Raw genomic sequence first — 12060 nt, 5'->3', positions numbered from 1 at the left:
GCAGGGAACCCACCGGCCGCGCCCCCTTACTTCGCGCGGGCCGCGCCGAGCACGACCCCGCCCAGGATCAGGCCCATGCACAGCACCTGCAGCCAGCCCATCGCCTCCCCGATGAGGGCGAAGGAGAGCAGGGCGACGCAGACCGGCTGGAGGTAGTAGACGACCCCGGCGCGGGCCGCTCCGATGATCGATATCGCCTTGTTCCAGGCGAAGAAGGCGATCGCCGACGACACCACGCCGACGTAGAGGAGCGGGGAGACCGTGCCGAGGGTGGGCGCGAAGCCGCCCTGGACGACGTAGCTGACCACGAAGACCGGCAGCAGCATGAGCGCGCCGAGCACGAACGTCGAGAGGAGGAAGGGGAGCCCTTCGATCTCGGCTGGCTTGCGCTTGAGCAGCGCGCTGTACGAGCCGAAGGAGAAGGCGCCCGCGATGACCCACAGGTCGCCGACGGCGAAGTCCATGTCGAGGGAGCCCTTGCTGACCAGGAGGAGCACTCCGGCGCAGGCGACGAGCATGCCGGTCACGCGCCGCGCGCCGAGCCGGGTGCCGCCGAGGCGTTCGTAGACGGCCATCAGGACGGGCGAGGCGGCCATGATCATGCCCATGTTGCCCGCGGTGGTCGTCATGCCGGCCTGGTTCACCAGCGTGTTGTAGACGGTGACGCCCAGGAGGGAGGCGAGGAGCAGGAACCCCAGGTGCTTGCGGAGCACCTTGCGCTGCCGCCAGGTCTGGCGCGCCGCGAACGGCGCGACCGCCGCGATGGCGATGATCCAGCGCCAGAAGGCGTGCTGGATGGGCGGGACGGAGTCGTGCAGGGCGCGGGAGGTGACGAAGCTGCCCGACCAGACGACCGTGGCGAGGGCCGCGAGGGCGAGGCCGACGCCGATGGGGCGGGCTGCCGGATGCGCGGTCGGCGCGGTGCGAGTGGGGGTCTGGTCCAGGACTGCCACGAGGTATCCCTTGTCTCTCTCCCCGCTGTGGCGGGGCGTCTCGGTGAGGTGCGGGACCACCGTGACACCTCGCCACCCATCAGGTCCATCGAATCTTTTCGCTGACTCTTTAAAGGAAAACTGAAGAGTTGGGGGGGAAAGGGGGAGGGCCGGGGAGAGGTCAGGATCCGGACCGCTCGGGAGGGGAGGACCGCTCGGGGGGGCCGCTCGGGAGGCCACTCGGGGGCCTCCCGAGGCGGGGGAACTAGACCAGCCCCCACTCCCCCAGCGCCGCCTCCACTGCCCCCGCATCCGCGTCCGCACCCTCCGCCGCCCATGCCACGTACCCGTCGGGGCGGACCAAGAGCGCCGTGCGGCGGCCGCTCGACCAGTGCGCCGGCACCGCGCGGCCCGTCGCGTGCCGCTCGCCCTCCGGGGTGATCAGGACGAACTCGCCCGCGCGCAGGGCCTCGTAGAGCCGGCCCTCCGCGAGCGCCACGTCGGGGACCCGGCGCCCGACGAGAGGGTGGGCGCCCTTCGGGGCGGGGTAGGCGATGCCGACGCCGGTGACCTGGCCCGCCATCCTGGCGCTCGCCGCGGGCACCCTGCTGACGACGGTGCCGAACGCGGCCCGTGCCGCGCGCGTCCACACGCGCTTGGCCATCGCGAGGCGGACGAGTCCGCCGCTGCTGCGCAGCACCGCCTTGCCGACGGGGTGCCGTTCGGCCTGATAGGTGTCCAAGAGGCCGTGCGGGGCGCGGCCCTCCACGGCGGCGGCCAGTTTCCAGCTCAGGTTCGCGGCGTCCTGCAGCCCGGTGTTCATGCCCTGGCCGCCGGCCGGGGAGTGGACGTGCGCGGCGTCCCCGGCGAGGAAGACGCGGCCCACGCGATAGGCGGGCGCCTGCCGCTCGTCGCTGTGGAAGCGGGACATCCAGCGGGCGTCGTGCATCCCGAAGTCCCGGCCGAGCGCGGCCCGGACGATCTCCTTGACCTCGTCGAGGCCGAGCGGCTCGCTGTCGGGGACGTCGCGTGCGCGGTTCCAGCCGATGACGCGGTGGTAGCCGTCGGCGAAGGGCGCGATGAAGGCGAAGGCGTCGCCGACCGCGTTGACGGTGAGCAGCCCCTCGGGGCGCTCGGCGAGCCTGACGTCGGCGAGGACGAGCGAGCGGATGACGGACCGACCGGGGAAGGGCAGGCCGACGGCCTTGCGGACCCCGCTGCGCAGGCCGTCGGCGCCGACGACGTAGGCGGCACGCAGGGTGCTCGACCCGCCGCCGGGGGCGCGGAGTTCGAGGGTCACGCCGTCGGCGTCCTGGGCGAGGCCGGCCACTTCGGTCTCGTACGCGAAGCGCACCCCGGCCTCGGCCGCGCGCCGCTCCAGGACCCGCTCGACCTCGTACTGCGGCAGGACCAGGACGTGCGGGAAGCGCGTGGGGAGGCGGCCGAGGTCGAGGGTGAGGCGGTCGAAGAGGCGGAGTTTGCCGAGCGGCTCCCCCATGGCCTCCAGCTCGTCGGCGAGGCCCCGCGCGTCGAGCTGCTCCAGGGTGCGGGCGTGCACGACCATCGCCCGCGAGAGGTTGCTGATGCCGTGCGGGCGCTTCTCGACGAGCGTGACGGGGACGCCCGCGGTGGCGAGGTCCCCGGCGAGCAGCAGCCCGGTGGGGCCCGCGCCGACGACCACGACGGTGCCGATGGCCGCGTTCCCGCCCCGGGAGGTCGCGATGGTGCCGGTGGTGCCGGTGGTTCCGGTCGTGCCGTTCATGGCCGCCTCCTGATGCCCACACCTGTTGGTCAACGCTTGTTGGCCAACGTAGAGCCCGCACCATGGACTGTCAACACATGTTGGCCTACGCTTGTTGGCATGACGGAGAGAACCCCCGGAACCCCCGGAACCCCCGGAACCGCCGTGGACGCCCCGCCCCGCCGCTCCGACGCCACCCGCGCCGGCATCCTCGCGGCGGCCCGCGAGCGGTTCGCCGCGGACGGGTACGAACGCGCGACGATCCGCGCCATCGCCAAGGACGCGCGCATCGACCCGTCGATGGTCATGCGCTACTACGGCAACAAGGAGGGGCTCTTCGCCGCGGCGACCGCCGTCGACCTGCGGATGCCGGACTTCTCGCGGGTGCCCCGCGCGGAGGTCGGGCAGGTGCTGGTGACCCACTTCCTCGCGCTCTGGGAGGGCGACGGGGTGCTCACCGCCCTGCTGCGCGTGGGCATCACCAATCCGGCGGGGGCGGAGCGCATGCGGGCCGTCTTCGCGGAGCAGCTGCTGCCGGTGGCGCGCGCGACGTGCCCCGACCCGGGTCAGGCGCCGACACGGGCGGCCCTGTGCGCCGCCCAGGTGCTCGGCCTGGCCCTGACGCGGTACGTGCTCGGCTTCCCGCCCGCGGCCGCGCTGAGCCGCGAAGAGATCACGGGCTGGCTGGCGCCGACGCTCCAGCGCTATCTGACGGCCGAGCGGCCGTGAAGCACGCCGAGGGCGCCCTCCTGCGACGTCCGTACGGGGTACGGGTGTACGTCGCCGGAGGGCGCCCTCGGCGTGCGGAGTCGTGCGAGTGGGGTGCGGCCCTCAGCGCGTGGCGCTCGGGACGCAACCCCGGCAAGCGGCCCCGGAAGGCGTGTCAGCCCTGCTTCTGCTTGCGGGACTTGTCGCCGACCATCACGAGGCCCGCGATCACCAGGAACAGCACGATGGGCGCCGCGACATAGAGGCCGAGCGTGTCGATGACGCTCAGGCCGGGGCCCGGGTCGTCGCCGTCGTCGCGCGCGGCAAACGCGGGGGACGACATGAGCAGCATCATCAGCGTCGTGCCGGAGGCCAGGGCGCCGGCGCGCAGTGCGTTCTTCTTGTCCACGGTGCCAACGTAGCGAACTCCTAAACGGGGTGCGCGCCCGGGGGTGCCGTACGGGGGCTTTCGGCCGGTCCGGCCCCCTCCCGTCCCGCCCCTTCCCCGAACACCGTCATGAACGCGTGCAGGCGCGGGGAGGCGGCCAGTTCCTCCAGGGTGACGGGGCATCCGGCGGCGTCGGCGACGGGCAGCCGCCAGTTGGGGTACTGGTCCCAGGTGCCGGGGAGGTTCTGCGGGCGTCGGTCGCCGACCGCGTCGGGCAGCCAGACGCCGATCATGCGGGCCGGAGTGGCGAGCAGGAAGCGGTGCAGGGCGCGGATCTCTTCCTCCTCGCGGCCCGTCCCGCCGGACAGCATGCCGAGCCGGGAGAGCAGCCCGAGCCACTCGCGCACGTCCCTGCGCGCAGCCGCCTGCTCCTGCGCCACGGGAACCGTCAACAGGCCGAGCTCGTCGCGGAGTTGGACGTACTCCCCGGTCAGCCTTGCGGCGGTCGGGGGCAGGTCGTGGGTGGTCACGGTGGCCACGCAGTCGGCGCGCCAGTCGGCGGCGGGCAGCGGACGGCCCGCCCCCGGCCCCTCGCCCGCCCAGTCCCGCTCGAACCAGAGCACCGAGGTGCCGAGCACGCCGTGCTCACGCAGGGTCTCGCGGACGCCGGGCTCGACGGTGCCGAGGTCCTCGCCGATGACGAGGGCGTCCGCGCGGTGCGCCTCCAGGGCGAGCACGGCGAGCATCGCCTCGGCGTCGTAGTGGACATACGTTCCCCCGGTGGGGTCGCTGTCCTCCGGGACCCACCAGAGCCGGAAGAGGCCCATGACGTGGTCGATGCGGAGCGCGCCCGCGTTCCGCAGCAGGCCGCGCAGGAGGGCGCGGTAGGGGGCGTACCCGGACTCGGCGAGGCGGTCGGGGCGCCAGGGCGGCAGGCCCCAGCCCTGGCCGCGCGCGTTGAAGGCGTCCGGCGGGGCGCCGACGGTCATGTGCGGGGCGAAGTACCGCTGCTGGGCCCAGGCGTCGGCACCGCCGGGGTGCACGCCGACCGCCAGGTCGTGGACGAGACCGATGTCCATGCCCGCGTCGCGCGCGGCGCGCTGGGCGGCGGCCAGCTGGCCGTCGGTGAGCCAGGCGAGACGGGTGTGGAAGTCGACGCGGTGCATCAGCTCGCGGCGGGCGCGGGTCGTCGCGGGCGAGGCGGGGTCGCGCAGGGCGACGGGCCAGGAGTGCCAGTCAGGACCGTAGGCCTCGGCGAGGGCGGACCAGGTGGCGTGGTCCTCCAGGGCGGGGCCCTGCTCGGCGAGGAAGGCGTGGTAGGCGGCGCGGCGGCCGGGGCCGAGGGGCACCTCGTGGAGCAGTTCGAGGGCCTCGCGCTTGAGGGTCCAGACGGCGTCGCGGTCGATCAGCTCACCCTTGCCGAGCACCGCCTCGCGCAATCGGGCGGCCCGCTCGCACAGGACGTCGGCCCGGTCACGGGCCTCGCCCCGCAGGTACGCGAACTCCGGGACGGCCTCGACGCGCAGGTGCACGGGGTCGGGGAAGCGACGGGAGGAAGGGCGGTACGGGGAGGGGTCGCTGCCCGGGCCGTCGGGGACGCCCGGCACGGCCGCGTGCAGCGGGTTGACCTGGACGAAGCCCGCACCCAGGGCGCGGCAGGACCAGTCGGCGAGCTCGGCCAGGTCGCCGAGGTCGCCCATGCCCCAGGAGCGCCGGGACAGCAGGGAGTAGAGCTGGACCAGGAATCCGTGCGCGCGGCGCCCGGGGGTCCTGACCCGGCGGGGGGCGACGATGAGGTGGGCCTGGGCCTCGCGGCCGTCGGGGCCGCGCACCCTGATCCGGTGCAGGCCCGGCGGCAGCCGTACGGGAAGCCGGGGTTCGCCCGTCGCGTCGCCGCGCGGCGGGGTCCGCCACTCCTCGCTGCCGCCGTCCTCCAGGTCCACCCGTACCCACGTGCCCGGTGCCAGCCCCGCGAGCGGCGGCGGGGCGGCGGTGGGCTCGGCGGTGGCGGCCGGCGCGGCCGCGGGGCCGTCCGTCCAGGCCACCACTGTCGGGGGCAGCAGCCGCGCGGACATGTGTGCCTCGCGCGCGGCGAGCGCCGACCGGACCGCCGCCGGGCTGCTCGCGTCCACGTCCAGCGCGGCGAGCGCCGCGATCACCGCGGCGTCGGCGGCGCGGACGGTGCGCCCTGGCGACGGGGAGTAGGAGGTCGCCACCCCGTACGAGGCGGCTAACCGGGAGAGGGGCATCAGACCCCCATGTAGTCCAGGCCCGAGGCCATGCCGGTGGCAGTGGGCTCGCTGGTGAGGGGGGCGGCGTCGGTGAGGGGCGGCTCGCTGGTGAGCGGCGCGTAGTCGGCGAGGGGCGGCTCGCTGGTCAGCGGCGGCTCGAGGCAGCCGCAGGAGCAGGAACCGTCGAGGCCGGAGTCGGGATCGGAGACCTGTTTGGAGAGCGCGGAGAGCAGAAGGTTCGCTGAAGCGGCCACGTGAAGCTCCTTGTTCAGGGGGCAGGTCTCGCCAGCCCTACCCAGTGCGCGGAGTCGCAGACGTATTCGGCACCCCAACGTGACCCTGGTCACATTCCACGCCTGCTGCGGAAGTTGTTGCACCGTCGTCCCTTCTACCCCGGAAGAACCGCCTCCGACCCCGTGGCGACCCCGGAAGATGTCCGCCGCCGCGCTCCACCGCGCACCCTCGTCCGGAAACCGCGCACCCCTCGTCCGGAACCGGACCGCCCGCGCGTTCCGACCCCCCTTCTCAGGGAAAGCGCGCGGGTTCCGCGAAGAATCACCCGACCGGTATCGGGTCCCGTTGACACCCCCGCCGCCCCAGTGGTGGGCTCGCTCCACACGTGACGCGAGGGACCGCGAGGACCCCCGGGAAACCAGGACAGGGGCGAGGACCGTGCAGCTGCGGCGCAGGAAGGGCGCGGCCGCCATCGCGGTCGCCGTGATCGCGGGCGCGCTCGGCGGTGCGCCCGGCGCCCTGGCCGCCCCGGGGACGCCGGACGCCCCCGCCGCCTCCCCTGGCGACGGCAGGGACGACCGCACCGGCGACGCCTCCCTGCCGTCCGTCTGGCCGCGCCCCCAGTCGATGGACGCGGCGGGCGCCGCCGTCACCGTGGGCGACGATGTCGTGCTGGTCACCCCGGGCCCCGGCGGGGCGGGCGGCAAGGGCGACGAGAACGTCAGGAACGGCGCGGACGGCAAGAACGCGGCGGACACCGACCCGTACGCCCTGCGGGCCCTGCGCACCCTCCTGCACGACACCGGTGCGCGGCGCGTCACCGAGGTGCGCGACGGCGACCCGGTGCCCGCGGGCACCGCCCTCGTGGTGCGGGCGGGAGGCGCCGGCGCCGACCGGGCGCTGCGCTCCCTGGGCGCCCGCGAGCGCGGCGACCTGCCCTCGGGCGGGTACCGCCTGGCCGTCGGCCGCGTCGGCGGGCGGGACACCGTCGCCCTCGCGGGAGCCGGCGAGGACGGTCTCTTCCACGGCGTGCAGACCCTGCGGCAGCTCACCGGCACGGCGAACGGCGCCCGCTCCGTGCCCGGCGTACGGATCCGCGACTGGCCGGGCACCGCCGTGCGCGGCATGACCGAGGGGTTCTACGGCACCCCGTGGACCCGCGAGCAGCGCCTGGCCCAGCTCGACTTCATGGGGCGCACCAAGCAGAACCGCTACCTCTACGCCCCCGGCGACGACCTCTACCGCCAGGCACGGTGGCGCGAGCCCTACCCCGCCGAGCGGCGCGCCGACTTCCGCGCCCTGGCCGAGCGCGCGGCGGCCAACCACGTCACGCTCGCCTGGGCGGTCTCCCCCGGGCAGGCCCTGTGCCTGTCGTCGGCGCGGGACGTCAAGGACCTCAACCGCAAGATCGACGCCATGTGGGCGCTCGGCGTGCGCGCCTTCCAGCTGCAGTTCCAGGACGTCAGCTACAGCGAGTGGCACTGCGCCGGGGACGCAGAGACGTTCGGGTCGGGGCCGAAGGCCGCCGCGAAGGCGCAGGCCCGGGTGGCCAACGCGGTCGCCGCGCACCTCGCCGAGCGCCACCCCGGCGCCGAGCCGCTGTCCCTCCTGCCGACCGAGTACTTCCAGGACGGGTCGACTGAGTACCGCGCGGCCCTCTCGCACGACCTGCACCACGCGGTCGAGGTGGCCTGGACGGGCGTCGGCGTGGTCCCGCGGACCATCACCGGGCGCGAGCTCGCGGGCGCCCGCGCCGCGTTCGGCCCGCACCCGCTGGTCACCATGGACAACTACCCCGTCAACGACTTCGCGCAGGACCGCATCTTCCTCGGCCCCTACACCGGCCGCGAGCCCGCCGTCGCCACCGGCTCGGCCGCCCTCCTCGGCAACGCCATGGAGCAGCCGTCCGCCTCCCGCATCCCCCTGTTCACGGCCGCCGACTACGCCTGGAACCCGCGCGCCTACCGCCCCCACGAGTCCTGGCTCGCCGCCATCGACGACCTCGCGGGCGGCGACCCGGGGGCGCGGAGCGCACTGCGGGCCCTCGCGGGCAACGACGCCTCGTCCGTGCTCGGCGCCGACGAGTCGGCGTACCTGCGCCCGCTCCTGAGCGCCTTCTGGCAGGCCCGTACGACGACCGACCGGGCGCGGGCCGACAGCACCGCCCGGAGCCTGCGCGCCGCCTTCACCGTGATGCGCGAGGCGCCCCGGCGGCTGGCGGGCACCCCGCTCGACGACGAGGTGCGCCCCTGGATCGAGCAGCTCGCGCGCTACGGCGAGGCGGGCGAGACCGCGGTCGACCTGCTGGGCGCGCAGTCCGCGGGTGACGGCGCGGGCGCCTGGCGGGGCGTGCGCACGCTGACGCGGCTGCAGAAGGAGCTGGGGAACAGCGGCGTCACCGTCGGCAAGGGCGTCCTGGACCCGTTCCTGACGCGTACCCGGAAGGCGTACGCGACGTGGGCGGGGACCGCCGCCGAGCGGGCCTCGGACGGGGCGGCCGCCCACTTCGGCCGCGACCGCTCGCTGGCCGCCGTGACGGCGCTGACCGACCCCGGCACCACGGGCGGCGTCGAGGCGCACGTCCCGGGCGAGGGCTGGCGGCGGGTCGGCGCGCTCTCCAGGAGCGGCTTCACGGAGATCGACCTCATGGAGAGCGACCGCACGGAGAGCGACCGCACGGAGGCGGGGGACGACCAGGGCGACACGACGGGTGCCGGGCCCGCCCGCGGGGGCCTGCGCGCCGACGCGGTCCGCGTCACCCGGCCCGGCCGCTCCACCGGCGGCGACGGCACGGGCGCCGTCCACCACCTGGTCCCCTGGTTCGGCGACGGCCCCGCCGCCCGCCTCTCGCCGGCCCGTACCGAGGTCGACGCGGAGATCGGCGGCGGTCCGCGGCGGGTCGTCGCCCGGCTGCTCTCGCTGCGCCCCGGCGACGTCACGGGAAGGCTCCGGGCGAGGGCGCCCGGGGGCATCGAGGTGCGGGTCCCCGAGCGGTCCACGCTGCCGCGCGGCACGGAGGTCGAGGTGCCCCTCGACATCCGCGTGCCCAAGGGCACGCGCGCGGGGACGTACGAGATCCCGGTCACGTTCGGCGGCGATACCCGCACGGTGTCGGTCCGCGCCTACCCCCGTACCGCCGGGCCCGACGTGGCGCGCGGCGCGAGGGCGTCGTCCTCGGGCGACGAGACGGCGGACTTCCCCGCGTCGGCTGCCGTCGACGGCGACCTGAAGAGCCGCTGGTCCTCCCCCGCCGAGGACGGCGCGTGGTGGCAGGTGGAGCTGGCGGAGCCGGTCAGGCTCGGCCAGGTGGTGCTGCGCTGGCAGGACGCGTACGCCTCCTCCTACCGCGTGCAGACGTCCGCCGACGGCCGGACCTGGCGCACGGCGGCGACCGTGCGGGACGGCAGGGGCGGCCGCGAGGCGGTCCGCATGGACGCCCGGGACACCCGTTACATCCGTGTCCAGGGCGACGGGCGGGCCACGCGGTACGGCTACTCCCTCTGGTCGGTGGAGGCGTACGCGGTCGCCGAGAAGTAGCCCCGGGGCGCGCCCCGCGGGTCACACACCGGCGACCGCCCGCGCGTCACCGCGCACACCGTCCCCACGTACGACGAAGGCCCGGATCGAGTGCTAGGCGGAAATGCCGTCGATCCGGGCCATCGCGTCCTCCGCGCCGAACGGCTGCAAGTACGGCAGCCAGCGCGGATCCCTGTGTCCGGTCCCGATGATCCGCCACGCGAGGCCCGAGGGCGGCGCGGGCTTGTGCCGCAGCCGCCAGCCCAGCTCCATGAGGTGCCGGTCGGCCTTGACGTGGTTGCAGCGGCGGCAGGAAGCCACCACGTTGTCCCAGGCGTGCTGGCCGCCCCGGCTCTTGGGAATGACGTGGTCGACGCTGGTTGCGACGCCACCGCAGTACATGCACCGACCGCCGTCGCGGGCGAAGAGCGCCCGCCTGGTCAGCGGAACGGGTCCCCGGTAGGGGACCCGGACGAACCGCTTGAGGCGGACCACGCTGGGTGCGGGGACGGTGCGCGTCGCGCTGTGCATGAAGGCGCCGGATTCCTCGAGGCAGAGAGCTTTGTTCTCCAGGACGAGGACGAGCGCGCGGCGGAGCGGTACGACGCCGAGGGGCTCGTACGACGCGTTGAGGACCAAGACATGCGGCACGGCGGATGCCTCCTTGTACGCCGGCGGCGCGTGGCTCGCGCCGGGACGATCTGCACCAGTCTCCCCTCATGCCTGGTCGTAGCGCCAGCATGTCCCCGTAACGGCCTTGAAGTGTTTTCGACCACAGCGGGTGCGGGACGGAGACGTCACGTGGTTCTTCCCCAGGTGAGCACCGTCTCTCCCGCGGACATCACAACAATCCACCCACGATGCCCCGTTAGTGTGGTGATTCTGCCCGGTATCCCCGATCCGTCTCCGCCGAGACCCTTTCCACCCGGGCAGGCCGCGACACCTGGAGGTACCCGCAGTGTTCCTGTCCGTCCTGTCGGCAGCCGGAACGGACCCGGACGACAAGCCGACGTCGAAGCCGCCCTCGTTCGAGGACGCCCAGGAGAGCGCCACGAACGCGGCGAGCTGGGTCGAGCAGAACTGGTCCACGTGGCTCGGCATCGGCCTGCGCATCGTGCTGATCGTCGCGATAGCCCTCGTCCTGCGGGTCCTGGTACGCCGCGCCATCACCAAGCTCATAGACCGCATGAACCGCACGGCGCAGGCCGTGGACGGCACGGCGCTCGGCGGCCTCCTGGTGAACGTGGAGCGCAGACGCCAGCGCTCGCAGGCGATCGGCTCGGTCCTGCGCTCGGTGGCGTCGTTCCTGATCCTCGGCACGGCCGGGCTCATGATCCTCGGCACCTTCGACATCAACCTGGCGCCGCTGCTCGCCTCCGCCGGTGTGGCGGGCGTCGCGATCGGCTTCGGCGCCCGCAACCTCGTCACGGACTTCCTCTCCGGCGTCTTCATGATCCTTGAGGACCAGTACGGCGTCGGCGACTCCATCGACGCGGGCGTCGCCTCCGGCGAGGTGATCGAGGTCGGCCTCCGGGTCACCAAGCTGCGCGGCGACAACGGCGAGATCTGGTACGTCCGCAACGGCGAGGTCAAGCGCATCGGCAACCTCTCGCAGGGCTGGTCCACGGCGGGCGTCGACGTGACGGTCCGCCCGGACGAGGACCTGGAGAAGGTCAAGGCGACGCTGGCCGAGGTCGGCGAGACCATGGCCAAGGACGAGCCGTGGAACGAGCGGCTGTGGGGCCCGGTGGAGGTCCTCGGCCTGGACAGCGTCCTGCTGGACTCGATGGTGGTCCGCGTCTCGGCCAAGACGATGCCGGGCAAGGCCCTGGGCGTCGAGCGGGAGCTGCGCTGGCGCATCAAGCAGGCGTTCGACGAGGCGGGCATCCGCATCGTGGGCGGCCTCCCGCTCGCGGCGGAGGAGGCGGCGGCCGACCCGTCGGCAGCCGTGGCGGCCCCCTCGGCCTACGCCTCGGCGACCTCACCCCAGTCCCTGGCGGCCTCCCCCATTCCCCCGCCGCCACCGAACCTGGCGAAGTAGCGGCCTGTACGCGACGAGGGGCACCCGGACGGTTCCGGGTGCCCCTCGTGCGTATGTCCGCCACTCGTTCGTCTGCCCCCGCCCAGGTGCCCGAACGGCCTGCGCAACGCACCCCGTGCAACACCCCGCCCCCACAGGTAACGACTTGGTTGCCGCGGGGGCGCCCGCTATTGACGCCCCATTCACGCCAGCCGTACGGTCCTCACGAATTGGAAAGTTTCCTAACAGTTAGCCGCTACGGTCACAGCCGGCCGTGAGAGAAGGCAGGT

Annotated in this window: 9 protein-coding genes; 3 read left to right on the top strand and 6 right to left on the bottom strand. The window is 74.3% G+C overall.

Annotation, left to right across the window (positions count from 1 at the left end):
* Positions 1-26: 26 nt before the first annotated feature.
* Complete coding sequence (locus tag ACZ592_RS27460) at positions 27-944, bottom strand: DMT family transporter (protein WP_471584408.1); 918 nt, start codon at positions 942-944, stop codon at positions 27-29.
* Positions 945-1197: 253 nt separating this feature from the next.
* On the bottom strand, positions 1198-2694 hold the full coding sequence (locus tag ACZ592_RS27455) for an FAD-dependent monooxygenase (protein ID WP_471584305.1): 1497 nt from the start codon (positions 2692-2694) through the stop codon (positions 1198-1200).
* A 99-nt stretch (positions 2695-2793) separates the two neighbouring features.
* Between ACZ592_RS27455 and ACZ592_RS27450 the strand changes: the two genes are divergently transcribed.
* The gene (locus ACZ592_RS27450; protein ID WP_471584304.1) at positions 2794-3402 is read left to right on the top strand and encodes a TetR/AcrR family transcriptional regulator; all 609 of its coding nucleotides are present in this window, start codon (positions 2794-2796) and stop codon (positions 3400-3402) included.
* 154 nt (positions 3403-3556) lie between these two features.
* Here the strand turns inward: ACZ592_RS27450 and ACZ592_RS27445 are convergent, their stop codons facing one another.
* The 3 genes from ACZ592_RS27445 to ACZ592_RS27435 are packed head-to-tail and all read right to left on the bottom strand — an operon-like array spanning position 3557 to position 6254.
* Positions 3557-3790 (bottom strand): hypothetical protein, encoded by a 234-nt coding sequence (locus ACZ592_RS27445; RefSeq protein ID WP_361181082.1) that lies wholly within the window; start codon positions 3788-3790, stop codon positions 3557-3559.
* Positions 3791-3810: 20 nt separating this feature from the next.
* Positions 3811-6018, bottom strand: a complete 2208-nt coding sequence (gene malQ / locus ACZ592_RS27440) for a 4-alpha-glucanotransferase (RefSeq protein ID WP_471584303.1) — start codon at positions 6016-6018, stop codon at positions 3811-3813.
* A complete protein-coding gene (locus tag ACZ592_RS27435; RefSeq protein ID WP_471584302.1) occupies positions 6018-6254 on the bottom strand; it encodes a hypothetical protein in 237 nt (78 codons plus the stop codon). Before ACZ592_RS27435 ends, malQ begins: the two co-directional genes overlap by 1 nt.
* Positions 6255-6672: 418 nt before the next feature.
* On the opposite strand from ACZ592_RS27435, the gene ACZ592_RS27430 reads away from it, so the two are divergent.
* On the top strand, positions 6673-9771 hold the full coding sequence (locus ACZ592_RS27430) for a beta-N-acetylglucosaminidase domain-containing protein (RefSeq protein ID WP_471584301.1): 3099 nt from the start codon (positions 6673-6675) through the stop codon (positions 9769-9771).
* Between the two features lie 93 nt (positions 9772-9864).
* Here ACZ592_RS27430 and ACZ592_RS27425 read toward each other — a convergent pair whose 3' ends face one another.
* Complete coding sequence (locus tag ACZ592_RS27425; protein WP_306335859.1) at positions 9865-10401, bottom strand: HNH endonuclease; 537 nt, start codon at positions 10399-10401, stop codon at positions 9865-9867.
* A 307-nt stretch (positions 10402-10708) separates the two neighbouring features.
* Between ACZ592_RS27425 and ACZ592_RS27420 the strand changes: the two genes are divergently transcribed.
* Positions 10709-11791 carry a mechanosensitive ion channel family protein gene (locus ACZ592_RS27420; protein ID WP_471584300.1) on the top strand — a complete coding sequence of 361 codons (1083 nt, stop codon included), beginning with the start codon at positions 10709-10711 and terminating at the stop codon, positions 11789-11791.
* The last annotated feature ends 269 nt before the right edge of the window (positions 11792-12060 follow it).

Source organism: Streptomyces sp. NPDC040622 (assembly GCF_055593965.1).
Note: the sequence above shows the minus strand (reverse complement) of the source record. Positions and strands in the feature narration are given on the sequence as shown.